Source organism: Xylanibacter rodentium (assembly GCF_013166575.1).
GTDB classification, from domain to species: domain Bacteria; phylum Bacteroidota; class Bacteroidia; order Bacteroidales; family Bacteroidaceae; genus Prevotella; species Prevotella rodentium.
This window is the reverse complement of the sequence record NZ_JABKKE010000007.1, coordinates 1-19206: the sequence shown is the minus strand read 5'-3', so window position 1 is coordinate 19206 and position 19206 is coordinate 1. Positions and strand designations below refer to the sequence as shown.

The 19206-nt window shown below is 45.3% G+C and carries 12 protein-coding genes; 3 read left to right on the top strand and 9 right to left on the bottom strand.

Annotated features, from left to right (window positions below; translation table 11 throughout):
• The first annotated feature begins 61 nt into the window (after positions 1-61).
• Positions 62-562: an alanyl-tRNA editing protein gene (locus HPS55_RS14365; RefSeq protein WP_172175405.1), complete on the top strand. Its 501-nt coding sequence runs from the start codon at positions 62-64 to the stop codon at positions 560-562.
• Positions 563-595: 33 nt separating this feature from the next.
• Here the strand turns inward: HPS55_RS14365 and HPS55_RS05415 are convergent, their stop codons facing one another.
• The 5 genes from HPS55_RS05415 to HPS55_RS05395 form a co-directional block, all read right to left on the bottom strand.
• Positions 596-1291, bottom strand: coding sequence for a transporter (locus HPS55_RS05415; protein ID WP_172175407.1), 696 nt, complete (start codon positions 1289-1291; stop codon positions 596-598).
• 95 nt (positions 1292-1386) lie between these two features.
• Positions 1387-2442 carry an endonuclease/exonuclease/phosphatase family protein gene (locus tag HPS55_RS05410; RefSeq protein WP_172175409.1) on the bottom strand — a complete coding sequence of 352 codons (1056 nt, stop codon included), beginning with the start codon at positions 2440-2442 and terminating at the stop codon, positions 1387-1389.
• Positions 2443-2577: 135 nt separating this feature from the next.
• Positions 2578-3759: a glycosyltransferase family 2 protein gene (locus HPS55_RS05405; protein WP_172175411.1), complete on the bottom strand. Its 1182-nt coding sequence runs from the start codon at positions 3757-3759 to the stop codon at positions 2578-2580.
• Between the two features lie 98 nt (positions 3760-3857).
• Positions 3858-5432, bottom strand: coding sequence for an Rne/Rng family ribonuclease (locus tag HPS55_RS05400; protein ID WP_172175413.1), 1575 nt, complete (start codon positions 5430-5432; stop codon positions 3858-3860).
• Positions 5433-5708: 276 nt separating this feature from the next.
• Positions 5709-5984 carry an HU family DNA-binding protein gene (locus HPS55_RS05395; protein ID WP_172175415.1) on the bottom strand — a complete coding sequence of 92 codons (276 nt, stop codon included), beginning with the start codon at positions 5982-5984 and terminating at the stop codon, positions 5709-5711.
• A 545-nt stretch (positions 5985-6529) separates the two neighbouring features.
• Here HPS55_RS05395 and pyk point away from each other — a divergent pair.
• On the top strand, positions 6530-7966 hold the full coding sequence (gene pyk / locus HPS55_RS05390; protein ID WP_172175417.1) for a pyruvate kinase: 1437 nt from the start codon (positions 6530-6532) through the stop codon (positions 7964-7966).
• A gap of 156 nt (positions 7967-8122) precedes the next feature.
• Here the strand turns inward: pyk and HPS55_RS05385 are convergent, their stop codons facing one another.
• Entirely contained in the window at positions 8123-11818 is a 3696-nt protein-coding gene (locus HPS55_RS05385; RefSeq protein WP_172175419.1) for a LamG domain-containing protein, read from the bottom strand.
• A 183-nt stretch (positions 11819-12001) separates the two neighbouring features.
• Between HPS55_RS05385 and HPS55_RS05380 the strand changes: the two genes are divergently transcribed.
• A complete protein-coding gene (locus HPS55_RS05380) occupies positions 12002-14383 on the top strand; it encodes a T9SS type A sorting domain-containing protein (protein WP_172324742.1) in 2382 nt (793 codons plus the stop codon).
• Between the two features lie 626 nt (positions 14384-15009).
• Here HPS55_RS05380 and HPS55_RS05375 read toward each other — a convergent pair.
• From HPS55_RS05375 to HPS55_RS14085, 3 genes are all read right to left on the bottom strand, one after another.
• Positions 15010-16134 (bottom strand): porin, encoded by a 1125-nt coding sequence (locus HPS55_RS05375; RefSeq protein ID WP_172175423.1) that lies wholly within the window; start codon positions 16132-16134, stop codon positions 15010-15012.
• Between the two features lie 17 nt (positions 16135-16151).
• Complete coding sequence (gene rlmD / locus HPS55_RS05370; RefSeq protein ID WP_172175425.1) at positions 16152-17612, bottom strand: 23S rRNA (uracil(1939)-C(5))-methyltransferase RlmD; 1461 nt, start codon at positions 17610-17612, stop codon at positions 16152-16154.
• A 1384-nt stretch (positions 17613-18996) separates the two neighbouring features.
• Positions 18997-19206 (bottom strand): hypothetical protein (locus tag HPS55_RS14085; RefSeq protein ID WP_216655533.1); only part of this gene is annotated, 210 nt, incomplete at its 5' end.

The following is a 19206-nucleotide window of genomic DNA, read 5'->3' as shown; positions in this document are numbered from 1 at the left end:
AGTCCGCATTGTGAATGTGTAAAACAGTTTATGGTGCAGAAAATCAATAGAAAACAATATCATGGAGCAGGAGCCTGTATTGAATGGACATAATAAGGAAGAGTTTCCGCCAAGTCATACGGCGGAGCATCTTCTTAATCAGACAATGATACGGATGTTCGGATGTGAACGTTCGCGCAACGCCCATATAGAGAGAAAGAAAAGCAAGATAAGCTATACACTTGACCATAAGCCCGACCGTAAGGAGGAGAAGGCCATAGCCGACAGGATGAACGAGCTTATAGCTGAGGATATGCCGGTGACATTCGAGTTTGTGAAGCGTTCGGAACTCACGGAAGACACTACTGGCAAAGGTGGATGTTTTGAAGGTGTGTCGCTTGACAAACTGCCGGAGGACGCCTCGGAGACAATCCGTCTGGTGCGCATAGGCGATTATGACGTGTGCCCATGCATAGGCAGGCATGTACGTTCAACGGCACAGATAGGGCGTTTTGAAATGCTCGGAACAAACTGGGACGAGGAAAAACGATCGTTCAGAATACGTTTCAAGGTGATCCAATGATATGTCACTGTTGTTGCGGGCGCGATTGAGGAATCACCTGAAGAAGACATCGCGCATGAAGTCGGCAAAATACGGCTTGTTGTTTTCGCTTCTTGATACGGACATCTGTATGCTGAAACTCGGATTTACATTGTAGCGGACGGCAGCACCTATGCGGTCGCCCATGTTGTTCATGTCGCGCAAAGGCATTGGAATACGGTTGTCTGTCATTGATTTCTGACCGTATAGATAAGCCTCCCAATGCTCATTGAACCTATATCCGAGTATTGCGTTCAGTCCTGCATCGCGGTATGAATTGCTGGTCCAATATATATTGCTGAAGTATCCGCCTATTGCAAGCGACAGTTTGGATGTCAGTGGTGTGGCATACATAGCTGATATATTCTGGCCGAATCCGGCACCTTTTGGTGCATGCTTGCCAAAGGTTGCGAATACGGATAATCCGAGATTTACGTTCAGGCCTTTGTGCAATTCCCAGTCGTACAGTCCGAACATGTCTGTAGGGTAGGAGCATAGGCGCATCTGTCCGTATCGGTTGAGTGACGGCAGATGTAGCGAATCGTCGGGCGATATGTCAGACGGTGCGGTTTGCAGAATGTTTTCCATTGGTTCATATACACTGGCTGATGTATCGGTGATGATGTCTGTTGGCATTTCGTTGTATGTCTGTGCGCATATGTGCACGCAGACACTGAATATACATATTATGGAAAACATTCTTTTCATCATCTGCAAAGATAATGTTTTGTGCCGTTATGTGCAACACATCCGCAGCCGTTTTTATTTTATTTATTGTTTATTAGTACGCCACCGGAGTTTTGTCATCATATCTCTATCTGCATAAATACTGGCTTGTGGTCGGAATAGGTAAGTTCTTTTGTATAGTAACTTATGCCTTTGAAAGCCTTGTCATGGAATATATAGTCTATGCGCACAGCTTTCTTGCCTCTGTATGTCTGCATCCAACCGTTGCCGCACTCTTTGAATCCGTCCACCATTCCGCTGAGCATGGTATTGTATACGTAGGAGTATGGAACATCGTTAAAGTCACCGCAGACAATGGATGGCACGGGTGACTGTTGCCGTTCGTTTGTCACTGTTGTCGCCTGCCCGGAGCGTATAATCATGCCCAGTGTATAGTTGTCGTATATGGCACTGATGATGTTGTTGTTCTCTACACGTATTCCGTTTCTCTCCAACTTGGCCACACGGTGCATTGTCCTGTTGAACCCTGTCGTCTCCAAATGCACATTGAATATCCTTATTGTTTTGCCATTGACGTCGATATCGGCCCACATGGCGCTGTTGTTTGTCTCGTCGAACGGTATATTCTTTTTTTTGCCTATGGGATACTTGCTGTATATCACCATATCCCTGTTTCCGGTGGCCATATACGGGAAATAATCCTTGTAGCTGTTTGAATTGAGCTTATCTCCGCTGATGTCCGAATATTCCTGCATGCAGAGCACGTCCACATGGTGTTTCTTCATTTCCGACAGGATGTCTTGGGCCATGAATCCTGATGTCTCACGGCCGAAAGAGGCAACGTTGTATGTGGCAATCTTTATGCCATGTCCGGTTTCGTCGTCCGCCGGCTGGTTTCCCGGTTGATATATTGTGCCTATATACGGTATACAGAATAGTATTGTAAGTAGCGGGAATATCGATATTATCCAATGACGTCGAACCAGCCAATATGCAAGCATCACAGTATTGGCTATGATGAGCATAGGCAGAATGTATACCAACATAGCCATGGCTGTATTTCCTGCCGGTGGAACGGAACCGCCCCATAATCCTACAAGTGTGAATATGGAAAGAACGAATTGTATGATGATGAACATCATCGATATATATTTATATACTGCTAATTTTCCCATGTTGATATTGTGTGTTTAATGTTTTGTAATCATTTTTTTGAGTACCTGTGTTTTAATTGACTGGACAAAAAACTGTTGGATTTGCCTTTCAGTTTCATTTTCTTTGGGTATTATGAATATTTTGTTTTTTGCCTGTTATCCACGTCTGACCTTTTCCCATACGCCCGATTTCCTGTGGCTGTATAGATAACCCACACCACGGAATACGTTGAGATTCATAAATAGAAAATAATAAGGCACATAGAGGAGTTTGTTCTTATGGTTGAGTTGTTCAAGGATATATCCGGCTACAGCTGATCCATAGAATAGTATCTGCAATATCCAGATTATTGTATATATACATCCGGTCTTTGACATTACAAGTGCTACGTTTAGTGGTATTAACGCCATAAGGGCTATTGGTGCCAGACTCCATCGTAATACACGATGGGATATGAATTGGAAAGATACGATGGGATATTTCAGCGGGTTCATAAGTTTCCTCAACATCCAAATGCTCTGCAGACCGCCGGCTGCTATCCTTCGTTTGCGTTTGGATTCCTCACGGATATCTGCCGAGCCATATTCCATGGCGTATGCCTCGCTGGCATATGCAATACGATATCCACGGCTTACAATATCCATGGATATGATAAAATCGTCGAGCAATGTGTTTTCTGCGATATCATGATACAGGCTGCGGCGTACAGCGCAAAGCTCTCCTGCTGCTCCCATTGTCGAATACAACTCGTCGTCCAGACGCTTCAGAGTGCTTTCGTATTTCCAATACAAGCCTTCGCTTTCAGCGACAGCTTGTCCTTCGTTACGTGCCATTACGCGCTTTTCACCGGCAACGCAGCCCACATTCGGGTCTTCGAACTGCCTTGCAATTTCTGTTACGGCATTTTCGTTGACCATGGTGTTGGCATCTGTCATAATGACTATTTCTGTTGTAACACTGTGCATGGCCCTGTTTATGGCTGCCGCTTTGCCGCGTCGTTCGGAACGATGGATGACAGTAGTTTCCGGATAGCGTGAAAGTTTGTCCGTTGTGGCGTCGTTGCTGCCGTCTGTCACCCACATTACATGCAGTTTGTCTTTGGGATATTTCAGTAGCATGATGTTGTTCATTTTCATGTCCACCATATCCTGTTCATTGTAAGCGCATATCACCATTGTCACCTCCGGTAGCATGCTACCGTTGGCAGGCGCCAAACGGCGCCTGCCAACGGCAATTCTCTTAATCAATACTGCAACATATAATAATATGCCGTATCCTATATAAGTATAGAATACGACAATCATGCATGTCCAAAATATTATTTCGCAGACGCTCATCAAGTTCTGTATTATATATAATATATGTGCAAAATAAACAAAAATATTTTATATATACAAAAGAATGCGGAAATATTTTTCAATATTCCCGCATTCTTTTATTTCGTTTCAATTTCCTCTTTCATGTCTATGAATAGACCATCCTTGTCGTATATTTCATATTGCAGGAAAGCCATTTTTTGCGAGGAAACCACATTAACGCCCCATCCATATTTTATCTGCCACTTTCGTTTCAGGGAGACAATTCCTTGATTGATGTATGCAGCCACATATGGATGGACATGCAGATAGAATTTCTTGATGCCGATTTTGTTTACCAGGCGGTCAATTTTACTCTCAAGTTGATCTGTAAACAGAATGCTTGACTTTATCTTTCCACGTCCGAAGCATGTCGGGCAGGTCTCTTCCACGTTCACATCCATTGCCGGCCGAACTCGTTGGCGTGTAATCTGCATCAGCCCGAACTTGCTCAGTGGTAGGATGTTATGTCTTGCTCTGTCTTTTTGCATGTTCTTGCACATGCGCTCGTAAAGCAGTTGACGGTCTTCAGCCAAATTCATGTCAATGAAATCTACTACGATGATTCCTCCCATATCACGCAGTCGGAGCTGACGTGCCAATTCATCGGCTGCTCCAAGATTCACTTCCAAGGCGTTGGCCTCTTGTCCGTTTTCAGAGCGGGTACGGTTTCCGCTGTTCACATCAACCACGTGAAGAGCTTCGGTGTGTTCGATGATGAGGTAAGCACCACGCTTGTAGTTTACCGTTTTTCCGAAGCCTGACTTTATCTGTTTCGTGACATTGAAGTTGTCGAATATGGGCACCTGTCCCGTATATCGCTTCACTATGTCCGCCTTTTCTGGGGCGATAAGTTTTACATAGTCCTTCACCTGTTCGAAAATCTCTTCGTTGTTCACGTAGATACCGTCGTAGGTTGGGTTGAAAAGATCGCGCAGCAATGCTACAGCCCTGCCCGTTTCCTCGAAGATTATTTGTGGTCTTTCTGTGGTCTTCTGCACCTTTGTGATGGCGTCCTCCCATCGCTTCAGCAATACTTTCAGTTCGGTGTCCAGTTCTGCCACGCGCTTTCCTTCTGCGGATGTGCGCACAATCACTCCGAAGTTCTTGGGTTTGATGCTTTGTATGAGTTGCTTCAGCCTTGCCCTTTCCTCGCTCTTTTTTACTTTTGAAGAGACAGATACTTTATCATTGAATGGTATCAGTACCAGATATCGGCCGGCAAAACTGAGTTCGCATGTCAGACGTGGTCCCTTTGTCGATATCGGTTCTTTTACTATCTGCACCATCACTTCTTGTCCGACTTTGAGCGTTGTTTGTACGCTTCCGTCTTTTTTCAAGTCTGGCAGACGTGATGCCTTCGATATAGGATAAAGTTTCTTTTTGTCGCTTTGTACCTGTTTGAGATATTTTTCGTAAGAGTTAAATTGAGAACCTAAGTCCAGATAATGCAAGAAAGCATCTTTCTCGAATCCGACATCAACGAAACATGCATTCAGTCCGGGCATGAGTTTTCTTACCTTTGCTATGTAGATGTTGCCTACTGAAAACGATGCGGAGCGTTGCTCGCTCTGATATTCAACAAGGCTTTTATCCTCAAGCAGGGCTATCGAAATCTCTTTCGGCCGGACATCAATAATAACTTCGCTTGTCATTTCTTACAGTTCTGTTGTTTTCTCGTTTTAATTAGTACTTTCAGTTAAATAGAAAGGGTGTGCCAAAGTCCATGTGGACTTATCTGACACACTCCTCTCATTTCTTTTCTGAATAGACAGATCTTTATGAGCTGTGTAATTTCTTACTTGCTCTTATGTCTGTTCTTTCTCAATCTCTTCTTACGCTTGTGAGTAGCCATCTTATGGCCCTTCTTTTTCTTTCCGTTTGGCATACTTAAGATTTTAAATTAGATTGTTATTATTATATTATGTTAATCATTTCATTTTTGCGATGAAACTTTTTGCAGGCTTGAATCCGGGATAGTCGTGAGCATCAATAACGATTGTGGTGTTTTTTGAAATGTTGCGTGCGGTTTTTTGTGCACGATGCTTTACTATGAAACTTCCGAAGCCACGCAAGAATACATCTTCTTTGTTTGTGGCAAGACTTTTTCTAATCTCTTCCATGAAAGCTTCGACTGTGGCTGTTACATCCTTTTTTGCCAGACCGGTATCCTCTACGATCTTATTGATAATATCTGCTTTTGTCATCTCTTTCGTGTATATATATTGTTACAATTTTTGTTCTTGTTTAATAATTCGGAGTGCAAATATACTGATTTTCAGCGTTAAATGAAAATTATTTGAGAGTTTTTTTATAAAAACCCGTATTATTTGCCAGTGTAAAGCTAACATACAGCCGTATTGACTTTCCGTACATTAATATATTATCAAATAAAAATGGCATGCAACTGTGACAATCATATTTTATGTGTCAATATATGGGAACAGATGGATGATGAGAGGATATTCCAATATAAATCTTTAGAAAAAAGCGTCGTTGACTTTGCTGACGGTGGGGTGGAGTTGATTTAATTTGGAATAATTGTCACTCTTTTATTATTGTTACACGTATTTTTCGTAACTTTCCTTTGAAGAAAAACCATTTTCTTTATCATGTCGGTGTATAATCTCACTATTTTATTGTACATTTGCATCCGAAAGTGACTGCGGGCGGTTTGATGCTTTTCAGGACGATATTTTGCATGCCGGTCCGTACACTTCTTTTCTATTATAATAATTCAAGGGAACATACAATGAAACAGACTAAGATTGTGGCCTCCATAAGTGACAGGCGATGTGACGTTGACTTTATCAAACAACTTTTTAATGCCGGAATGAACGTGGTGCGTATGAACACTGCGCATGCTTCTGCAGACGGACTGCGTGAGATTATAAGAAACACACGTGCAGTCTCTCATCACATCGGGATCATGATAGATACCAAAGGCCCGGAGATACGTACCACCGGATGTGCTGAGCCTATAGTCTACAAGACCGGCGATGTCGTGAAGATATTCGGACGCCCCGAGATGGATACTGAGCACGATATAGTGAATCTGTCCTATGTCAACTTCGCCGACGATATACATGTGGGTAATCATATTCTTTTTGATGACGGTGCGCTGGATATGAAGGTTATTGGCGTCAACGGTCCTGCAGTGATAGCACAGGTGCAGAATGATGGTGTGCTCGGTTCTCACAAAAGTGTAAATGTGCCAGGGGTACATATCGAGCTACCGTCACTTACAGAGAAGGATATGCGCAATATACATCTTGCCGTGGATGAAGATATTGATTTTATTGCCCATTCTTTTGTGCGAAGTGCCGCAGACGTCAAGGCCGTGCAGGATATTCTGGACGAACGTGGCAGTGACATCAAGATTATATCAAAGATAGAAAATCAGGAGGGAGTTGACAACATTGACGAGATAATCGAGGCTTCTTATGGCATAATGATAGCTCGTGGCGATCTTGGAATCGAAGTACCGATAGAGTGTATTCCCGGCATACAGCGAAACATCATACGCAAGTGTGTGCGTGCCAAGAAACCGGTTATTGTTGCCACACAAATGCTTCACACGATGATAAGTAATCCGCGGCCTACACGTGCTGAGGTCACTGACATTGCCAATGCCATATATTATAGTACAGACGCTCTCATGCTTAGCGGTGAGACGGCCAGTGGCCGTTATCCGGTGGAGGCTGTCAAAACGATGGCCCAGATTGCCGAGCAGGCTGAAAAAGACCGTGCCAAGGACAATGACCTGGTCATTTCCATGTCTGAAAACTGTGATGTAACAGAGTTTCTTGCCCACAATGCCATAGAGGCGACCGAGCGTTTGGGTGTGAAAGGCATCATTACTGACAGCAAGACAGGTCGTACTGCTCGTCATCTGGCTGCTTTCCGTGGTCCGAATCCGGTATTGGCAGTATGTTATAAGGAGAAAGTGCAACGTTGGTTGGCTTTGAGCTATGGCGTCATTTCGGTGGCACAGCATGATCAGGTAGGGCGTCAGGAACAGTTTATGGCAGCGTTGCGTATGCTCCGTCAGAAAGGATATATTAAAATGGAAGACAAGATAGCGTATCTGAGTGGTAGTTTTGCCGCAGGAGGCAGTACTACGTTCTTGGAAATAAATACTGTAAAAGAGGTCTTCGACCGTTCTTATCAGTTTCATTTGCCGGAATAAGTGTTGCAGACTGTAAGTATGCCGTACTGTTTATTCTTATGATTTGCATGTAAAGACATACACCATAAAATAAAAGCCGAGGTGTTCATCATATATCATGAAGCACCCCGGCTTTTATGTCGTATTCTTCGTTTTTGTTGTATCGCAGGATTTTTTCTATTTGGTTATGATTTTTTCCGTAATGACAGTGCCGTCGGTCATACGTTGTTTGCGGATGCTGATGCCACTGCGTGGCTGTGCGATGCGTGTGCCGTTGGTGTCATAGTATGTCACTTCGGCAACCGATGTCTTGCCGTCTTCCTTCACTCCGTCTATACCGTCGGCATAGTAGGTGGTTTTTACCAGTTCAAACGGATAACCGTAAAGTGACGGTGCACCTTCATACACAATATTTCCGTTGTCATCTATTGTCCAGTAGATATTTCCGCTTGTAGCTGAGTTGTGTATGGCAAAGAACATTGTTCCTGCGGCTCCCTGCAGTCGGTATACTTTGAAAGTTCTGTTTCTTAGTACTCCGCTTTTGTCTATTCCAGAGCCGTCGAGTCTTGATAGGATGTCATACCGGGCGGTTGTGGAGCGGGTTATGTTCCATATCTGTTTCAGTGGTGCTGTCTCATCTTTTTCTGCCAATACAGGTGATGTGCCTAAACCACCGACGTTTGTCAGATATCTGTTGCTGGCACGGTCTATTATATAGTAATCCGCCACTTCCAACATACGGTCCTCTTTTTCTGTTACTAATATTTCGTAGTCGAAATTCAGGGTTTCTCCCGTCTTCATGGTATATACCACGCTATAAGTGCCTGATGTCTGTATGTTGTCAAGGGTTATAGCCGGTCCGGTAGAACCGTCACTCCACTTCCATTCTCCGTCACTCAGTATTTCCGGCATAATGATGGACAGTTGCACGTTCTGGCCTTGATTTACCATCACTTTGTTTTGGTTCTTATATGTTTTTCCGTCAACTACGATACTCTGTACGCCGCTTATGATTTTGATGGTGAAGTTCTTCAGTGTCACGCTTCCGCCCTGATTGGTATACTGTACGGTGTACGTGCGGTCTGATGTGATGTTGGGTATCACGATAAGGTTGCCTTTCTTTCCGTTGCTCCACAGGTAATCATCGGTCCATCCGGTTGTGTTTCCGGCATATAGAATCACGCTTGAGCCGTATAGAACGGTCATTACAGTATCTTGGTAGATAGTTCCGTCAACGGTGATTTCGGGATAGAGAACGTCCGGATTGCTATCACCGGCTACGGCAATGGAGAATGACTGGGTAGATTCAGCGCCGTTGTCTGCTGTGTAGTGTACACGGTATATGTGGCTGTGGTCGGTTTGGATGGTAATTTCCTTTGTAGTTTCGCCTGTGTCCCATTTCCATGAGCCGTTGTCTGTAACGCCTTCCGGCAATATAGGTATCAATGTTACTGTTCCGCCTGCAGGTATGGCTTTTGTCTTGCCTGCCACGTAGTTGTATTTCAGTCCACCGAGATTGGTCTGTTCAAGTGTCTCTCCGTTGTATACCATCTTGCCGGATAATACAACCGGAGCCATGTCAGATGTGATAGCAGGACGATAATCCATCAGTGTGGTGAAGCCTAAATGGTCGAATCCTCCGGATGTCTGTCCGTAGTTGCCACCGCCGGCATCCGTTCCGGCCTCGCCCCTTACAATTTCGGCAGCTTTGCCTGAGTATTGCATCTTTACACCACGCACGCCTTCGTAATATCCGACCACGCGGTCCCAATATGGGCGCCAACCTCCTAAACCGCCTTCGTTCGGGCCTTCCATCTGCCATCCGGCTCCCATCCACCCGCGGCAGTCTGTATAGTTGTAGTTGGTCCAGGGCAGACTGTTGCCGGCCACTCCGCAGTAGTTGAGTGCTGCGGTATATTCCAGACCTGCGGCAATGCGGTCGTCCATATATGCATAAAGATCGTCTCCCTGATTGTATGCTACTTGACAGATGTCAACGGCAAGTCCGGCCGCCATTAAGGCATGTCCCTGGTCGCGTCCCGATTCCTGCATCTGTCCGAGATATCCCAACGGTCCGCGTTCATCGGCATGTACCACGGGTACAAGATTTCCTATGAATTCATTGCATCCGTCATTCAGTATCACGCCTTGATTTGTCCTGTCGGAAACGAATGTTCCCACATGGTCGTATTTATAGAAGGATATTCCCTGATTGTATATATGTACGTCATCGCAAAGAATACCGATGTTCATCAGACAGAGCGCATTGCACAGACCCCAGTTTGACCAATAGTGTCCGGGGCGTTCGCCCTTGTTCGCGTTTGCCCTGTTGGCCCATGTGTCGTGGCGACGTCTGAGGAAATCGCAAGCTACGGGATACCATGTCTTGAGCATGTAGCGTTTGAATTCCTCAAACTCATCACGGTTCCATCCTTCGTAGTCACGCATAAGCTCGGCAGCCTGGGCAAACTGATATCCGGTCAGTCCGGCTGCCAGCGACATGTTGGTGTCTCCGCTGACATATTTGTTTCCTCTTGCCCATGCCATGAGAATCCGTACGGCACCGTCGGCGTTGTCTTTCGTTCCGTCTATCTTCCATCGTAGCGCGTTCTGATAGGCCATGGCCGCGCCACGGCAGGCGTTGATGTAGTTCTGTCCACTGCCACCGCCACGTATGATGGTCTCCACGGGCCATGTGGCCACACCGGCCTGTGAGTACTCGTTGGTTCGTAGCAGTTTCATTGCTGCCGTTATGGTAGGATCGCCATCAGCCAACATTTTCTTCACACGCTCGAAATCGGCCTGTGTGTGCAGTCCTCCGGGATGGACGAAACCATGGCCTTCCGGCACAAACGATGTAGCGTTGCCCAACACAATACCTTCTGTGTTTTTTGCATTGTCGAGTGCAGCTTGCAATATTTCCATATGTTCGTCGATGACTGTTTGCGATACGATGGCAGAAGCTATCAGTGCCTTGCATATTGTAATCTCGTCCTGCAGTTCGTCGATGGCATTTTGCAGATAGTTTCCGCCAGCCCCGGTAATGAAGTTCTCACACTCTTGGGTGAGTTTCTTAAGCAGTGTGAAATCTCCGGGTTCGCCATATTTGTATTCGTGTTCCAAGTCGGCTGTGAGTGAGGCCAGTTGGGTCACTTCGTCGTCTGTCACAGCAGCATCGTAAACTCGGAAGTCGGTGACGAGAGTTCCGGTAAGATAATTGTCGGCACTGAACGGTGCACGGCCTATCCAGCAGTATGCCGGAGCTGAGGTGAACGTATTGTTGAGTACGGGCATCGTTGTGATGCGTTGTACAAGTTTCCCGTTTATGTACAGTTCTCCCGTTTGTCCCGTTTGTCGGTAGAGTACGTGAGACCATTTGCCTTTGTCGGCCTGGGTCCCTTTCTCCATGCCTACTTCACTGCCCCAACCGCCTGTCGATGTGGCAAATCGCTGCGCGTTGAGGCGATAGGCCATGTACGGTCCGTCAGTCTGTGTGTTGGCTTGCAGTGCCGAGAATGCCCAAAGGAAACGTCCGGCACCGTCCAATGAGGCCTTGGGGTCAACATAGTAATAGGCCGAAACACTGAAATCGGTCAACGCACTGACTATTTCGCCGGCCGATTTACCCATATCAAGATAGCCGGTATTGTTGCCAAGGTCAAGTGCATGGTATTTGCCCATCTTGAATACCTTTGCTTCGTTCTTAAGTTCGGCCGCAGTCGAGTTGCCGGAGACATCGGGTACCTGTTTTCCGGAGACGTTGTCGAATGTGTAGTGAAGTTTCAGACTGGCTGTCTGTGCCATTGTCGCAAGTCCGGTCATGACATAAAGCATGGTCAGAGCGACTTTTCTTAATCTGTTTAAATGTTCCATTATGATAAAGTTAGCGTTATTGTTATTATTCGGTTCATATATTATAGTACGTTTGTATTGTACGTTACACTTGTCATCTAACCGTTTTTTATTCCATGAAATTATGTTGCATCAAGTGATGCCTGTTTCACGAAAAAGATGTATCTTTGCAGGCATAGTGATAATTTTAAATTGATTTACCTAATGAAGAGGAAGTATTTTCTTATAATGGGGCTCGTGTCCGGACTTTGGACAGTAGGAATCGAGGCTCGTGAGTATAGTGAAGTGACGGATGATGTTCCAAAGGTGACTAACGACAAGCGTTATGCTCGTGGAGCCACAATGGCTTTCGGACGAATGAGTGTTAGCAGTACGGGGCAAATTGCAGAGCGCGGCTTCTGTTGGGCGGAGACCCCGGAACCCACGATCGACGATTTCAAAACCACCCGTTATATGGATAACAACGGGCGTATCTACCGTCTTGATAACTTAAAGCCTGCTACATTATACTACATGCGTGCATATGCCGTGACAAAAGACCAAAAGGTGGGATATGGCGATGTTGTGAGATTTTACACAATTCCTAAGGGAGACATAAGATATAATATACGTGAAGGGGGCGATGCTGCCACGGTTGCACGCATCACAAACGCAGTGGAGGATGCCGTAGGATATTGGAACAATCTTACAGAGATAAAGAATTTCACAACCAGCGTAGGTTACGAGAGCGGTGTACCTACGGCCGACTGCTCTTACGGCGGATGGATTCGTGTGGGTTCTAATGCGTCGTATCAGGCCACCGGAACAATACTTCACGAACTGTTGCATGGAGTGGGTGTGATACCGTGGGCAGATACGGAGTGGAGCCGTCATAATCTGAGGGCTTCTGTCAATGGTGACGGATATGGTACGGGGCAATGGCTTGGAGATAGAGTGACACAATTGTTGAGGTTTTGGGATAATAGTCCTACGGCGCAACTCAATGGCGACTATCAGCATATGTGGCCATATGGCATTAATGGTGCCCACGAGGATAACCATACCGAATTGCTTTACATTGGCAATGGTCTTGTTTGTCAGGCATTGGGAGAAGATGGTTTGCAGCATACCGGCACAAGTTTCGCACAGCCTTACTATGCTTTTGAGCATGAGGAAGGAAAAAAGTATTATATAAAGAATGAGTCGGAAGAGCACGGACTTTACAGTTCTTATTTGGTAACCACGGCCGAGGGCAATCTTGTGTGGCGTGAGATGAATGCCGCCACAGCCATATCCAATGACAGTGCGGCGTGGACCGTAACATTTACTCCTGAGAATCAGTACTATCAGTTACGGAATGTAGCCACAGGCGGTTATATATCATATTTGACCACCGGCACCAATGGTATAAAGACGGTTAAGGACGTCGTGCCGGCCGATAAGGAAAACTTTCAGTTGATGCGTGGCCGTACAGAAGTTGTGATGGGTGGCAAGGCTATGGAGCAGCGCGGCTTTTGGATAATAAGCCCAGCAGGCAACTGGAAGCCGAGATGTTTGCAGGCCGGAAAGGACGGTATCACGAGTTCGGCCACGTTCAACATAGCCAATAGTTCTGTGAGGCAGCGTTGGCTCATACTTGGCAGCGATGAGGCCGGCATGGTAGAGACGGCAGCCATTGACGGAATGAAAGCCGTGGTCATGGATGCACTTGATTGTCTCAAGAAGTTGATGGCCGTGCCCCATGCGGAAGATGTCGACGGTACAGATGATAGCGCCAATGCGACAATAGCGCGCATTGAATCAGCGATAGCCGGAGCAACTGATATTAAGGAATTGGAACCGCTCGAAAGTGAGGTGAGGGAGGCCATTGGCAGTTTCCTTCGTAACGCCACACCGCTTAGCCCTGAAGAGCCTTTCGATATTACTTATATGATAGTGAATCCAAATATGGAGTCGGCTGACGGATGGTCGGTAAAACCGACAGTCAACCATTCGTGCGGTGAGTTTTACGAGACAACATTTGATATGAATCAGATGCTTGACAACATGCCTGCAGGGACATACCGATTCTGTGCCAAGGCTTTTCAGCGCCCGGGCAGCGCATCTACTGTATACACCGATTATAGCAAAGGTATAAACAAGGTTACGGCTTATCTGTATGCTGGCAGTATAAAGGAGAAAGTGGCCAATATAGCCTCTGAGGCACAGACGAAAAAACTCGGTGGAAGCGAATCTACTGTTGGCGGAAACAAGTATATCCCCAACGACATGAACTCTGCAAGCATATATTTTGCCAAAGGACTGTATGACAACAGTGTGGCAACGACAGTTGCCAAGGATGGAAATTCGTTGAAGGTGGGTATCAGTTCGGTGTCAATGCCGTCGCAATATTGGTGTATATTTGATGATTTTCGTCTTTATTTCTACGGCAGTATACCCAAAGATGTGGTTACATCTGTTGATATGACAGTAGTAGACAGAGGAAACTTTGGCAAAGTTGACGTATATTCTGTTGACGGTCGGTTGGTGCGTAAGGCTGCCGATGGAATATCTGGATTGCCTAAGGGTATATACATTGTAAACGGAAAGAAGTTTGTTGTGAAATAGAATAACATCGTTATACGGTTTGTATAATGATGTAGCACAAGACATGGGGCTGTGCCAAAATCCGGTCCATTTTGCTTGTAGGGACATATTCTTGTATTTGTCCGCTAAGTATATGCAGGATATCAACATGTTACTAACGGACAAATACAAGAATATGTCCCTACCTTTTGCGATATCTAAGTTGGTCAACAGAATTAAACGACATAATCACTCGGATATAGGATGGATGCGCCTTGAAAAGGCAACGAGCACATAGCTCGGGGCAGAGCGTAGCGGCACCCTGGGAATCAAACATCGACACTCCGCGCCCTGCAAGGGCAAAAGCATAAAAAATATACAATATATAAACTGTAAATACTTGATAATTAATGCTTTTGCCCTTGCAGGGCGAGTGTGTACAATCGTGTTGTTCCCGGGGCGCCGCTACGCTCTGCCCCGGGCTATGTGCTCGTTGCCCCGTTGGGGCGCATCCATCCAGAGCGCGTTCATCCTATATCCGGACGATAATGTAGTTTAATTTTGTTGACTAACTTATATTTTGACACAGCCCCATGGTTTGTGCGGCAAACTCAATAGGGTTTCTAATATGAATATGCAGTCGTAATAATATATGTTTTTGTTTTATGTCAGAATCTCACGCATAGTTCAACATCCACCATACTGTAGTTGTGACAGGCGAGGCTGCGGTCGTTGATAAAAGCGTATTCACCCTGTAGCTCTATGTTTTTGTGTAGAATATAGTTGATACCTATTTCATATTGCGTGCGGCTGTTGTTCCATTCGGCAGAAGGGCGATAGAGGTCGTAGCGGGCTTTGGCACGCAATTTCTGTTTTATTACAGGTGCAATGCAGAGAGCATAAAAACCGTCAGCTTTGTTGCCTTGTGTCCAATTTACCCTTGCATCTTTCTGATTGTCAGAATTCTGATATGTCGTACTGAATCCGTAGCCGGTGCTGTGAACATATTCCGAGCGCACTTGCCAGTCTGTGTTTCTATATTCTGCACTTATTGCATAACGATATTGACTCAGGCTGTTCGTGCCTGATTGCTCGTTTCCATTACGATCGGTCCATATACCGTTGCGGGCATATGAGCCTGCCCATCCGAATACACCTACACGCAATCCTTTTGTGGGCATGAACCACATTCCGCCGACAATGTTTTTGCGATTGTCCGCGTCCTTTACGTTGATGCCCTGTCCGTTGAATATTCCCACCTGATAGTGAAGCAGATTGCGTCCGGAAGTGTTTGTCAATATATCGCCCTGTATCTGTATTCCAATGTCGCGTCCATTGCTCGAGTGCTGTCCCATGCGGTCGGATATTCCGGATAATTTGGACACCGCTTGTCCGTAACCCATGAATCCCATGTCTATGGGGTGCATCGGATTCTCAAATGTGAAAGGCAGTTTGAACTGTCCGGCCTTTACTTTCAAAAATCCGTATTTCTGCCATTCTACAGATGCGTCAACAAGTCGTGGACTGCTGCCCAGCGTGGATGTGTTGCCGTTGATCTGTCCCTGTAACTTATATTCGAAATCGTCGAGAATATGTCCTCCGACCGACAGTCGTGCATAGCGGATATTAAATGAATTGCTGTTGTTGTTGTCTTGTGTACTTGTCTGATACTGTCCGATTAAGTATCCGCTTATTTTCGGTTTGCCCATTATGCTATTGGATTTGGTTTCCTGTGCGTCGGTACAGAGAGTGATTAGTACGGCGAATGCAGTTGCTGTGGATATTCTTTTCATTGTCTGCAAATATATAGTCAGGCTCTTGTTTCGAGCAAAACAACGTTTTCGACATGGGGGGTATGTGGGAACATGTCAACGGGTTGCACCTTTACAACCTTATAATAAGCATCGAGATCAGCCAGATCACGTGCCTGTGTGGCGGGGTTGCAGCTCACATAGACTATGCGTTTGGGTGCGGCTCGCAGTATGGTCTGTACCACGTCGGCATGCATTCCGGCACGTGGCGGGTCGGTGATGATCACGTCAGGGTGTCCGTGCTCGGCAATGAACCCGTCGTTTAGAATGTCTTTCATGTCACCGGCGTAGAACAGCGTGTTGTCAATACTGTTGATTTCAGAATTTATCTTGGCATCTTCGATGGCCTCTGGCACGTATTCTATACCTATTACTTGACGTGCTTGACGTGCGACAAAGTTGGCTATTGTTCCTGTACCGGTATATAGGTCGTATACGAGTTCGTTGCCGGTCAGTCCGGCAAACTCGCGTGCTATTGAATAGAGGTGGTATGCTTGTTCGGTGTTGGTCTGGTAGAAACTTTTCGGGCCAACCTTGAATTTCAGATCTTCCATTGTCTCATAGATATAGTCGTTGCCCCGGAAAGTGATTATTTCCTGGTCGCCAATGGTGTCGTTGCATTTTTGATTGTTGAGGTACATGAGCGAACTGATTTGCGGGAACTTGTCGGCAATATGTTGCAACAAAGCCTTGGCACGTTCTTCATCACCCTCTTCATCGTAATGAAACTGCACTATTACCATCCATTCTCCTGTGTTTGAATTGCGTATGATGATGTCGCGTAGCAGTCCTTTTTGGGCTCTCAGGTCGAAGAATGTCATGCCGCTGTTTGTGGCATAGTCGCGTATTTCGTTTCGTATACGGTTGTGCATGTCGTCCATCAGGTGGCATTTTTCTATAGGCAGTATCTTGTCGAAGGCTCCCGTTATGTGAAATCCGATAGCGTTGCGTGAGGTGTCGTTCTTTGTTTCACCGTTTTCATCTGATTGTTTTTCCTGTGGTGGAAGTGTTGCAATCTCTTCTTTGGTCATCCAACGTTTGTTGGAACATCCGAATTCAAGTTTGTTCCGATATTCCTTTGTCTTTACAGAACCGGCAATGGGGCGGAATTCAGGAAGCTCGACTTTGCCTATGCGTCTCAGTTGGTCATATACTTGTTTCTGCTTGGCTTTGAGCTGTTCCTCGTATGGCAGATTCTGCCACTTGCATCCGCCGCATGTGCCGAAGTGTTGGCACATTGGTGCGGTGCGTATCTTGCTGTACTCTACAAAGCGTATCACTTCGGCTTCGCAATAGCTGTGTTTTTTCTTCCTGATTTGTAAGTCTACCACATCACCTGGAACGGTGAACGGTACGAACACCACCATGTCGTTTACTCTTGCCAGCGACTTGCCTTCGGCGGCAATATCTGTGATAGTGACGTTTTCTAATATGGGTAATGGTTTTCTTTTTCTGCTCATATTATGTATTATGTTGTATGAATACTGTTGTGCAAATCTGTCTGCAAAATTACTAATTTAACGTGATTTATGTGCATTGATGGCTGCAAAAACAGTTGATGTTTGCTGAAAAAGGAGTTTGTATATGATTTTGGTCATTATATTTATTAGTATTGATATGTCTTTAAAACAGTCTTTGTATTGTCTGATTCTTTGTCATTTATTGTGGAAGTCGATGACTGTAAGGTAGAAATCCATTTTAATTCATCCAATGTTCATGGAGCTAAACCGGTATTCAAAATTAATCGAATATAGCCGTAATATCATTTGGAATTTATACTTTACCATCATCTTTCCCGCTCTGTGTGCCCGTATTATAATGTTCCATCGATTGTTTTGGTATGCGAAAGTGCCGCTTTTGGTATGCGAAAGTGCCGCTTTTGGTGTGTGAAAGTGCCACTTTGGGGATGTGAAAGTGGCACTTTGGGTATATGAAAGTGCCGCTTTTGGGTGTTATATGTCATTGGCGGATGATGTTTTGGGCACTTCTGAACGACGTGCCATGCCGGCATTGGAGGGAAAAAACGGACAAGAAAGCCAATGCAACGGACTATCTGAAGGATGTTGGGGGGGGGACGAAAAGGTCTGTCTGAATTCTCCGTTTTGTTGGTTTAACATATGTTAATGCATACATCGGGACTGCCAATTCTCCGATTTCTCCGTTTTGCACACTGCGTAATATATTTACAGAATAAAGTAGAGTATGCTCCGTGATGCGTTTAATATATGGAGTGTGACGGATATGGGTTATGCTTTTTTATTACAAAAGTGCCTGTTTCCGGAGAAATGAAAACGGAGAATCTCCGAAAACAGGATGTACAGCTGTTGCTTATATATTGTAATCAAATATTTTATATTCCAATCTGTTATATATAATATATATATATATTATATATAACAGATTGGAATATACCATATGCGAATCGTATATGGTATATATCTTGTTTTTCAATTCTCCGAATTCTCCGTCTTTGAGATTATACCAATAATATTGACATTGTCTACGTGTGAGGTTGCGGCAGACGCATGACGGGCATACGTCGCATTATCCGTGAATATTGCGTGAACAGGGCGTTTCGCTATGCATCTGTGCTGTGCTTCGGAAAAGAATGAGGTATGGCGCTGTCGGCAGAAAAAAGACGACATGCTTCTTGGAAAATCGGAGAATTGGCAGTCCCGATGTACCCATTAACATATGTTAAACCGGCAAAACGGAGAATTCAAAGCGCGTTTTTCATTCCGAAATTTCCGTTTCGGAGAACAGTTTCCGCTTTCCGGAGAATCAGTCGGGATGATGCAAAGGTGCACTTCCGGAACGTGGTTTTCAAATTGTAAGCAATTTCTCTTAAAACATGAAATTCATTCTAAGGTTCAATAAGTTAGTCAACAGAATTAAACTACATAATCGTCCGAACATTGGATGAACGCACCTTGGAAGAACTTGCTCTGGAAGAACGCGCCCAGCAGGGGCAACAAGCACATAGCCCGGGGCAGAGCGTAGCGGCACCCCGGGATTCATATTCAATTGCATATATTCGCCCTGAAAGGGCAAAAG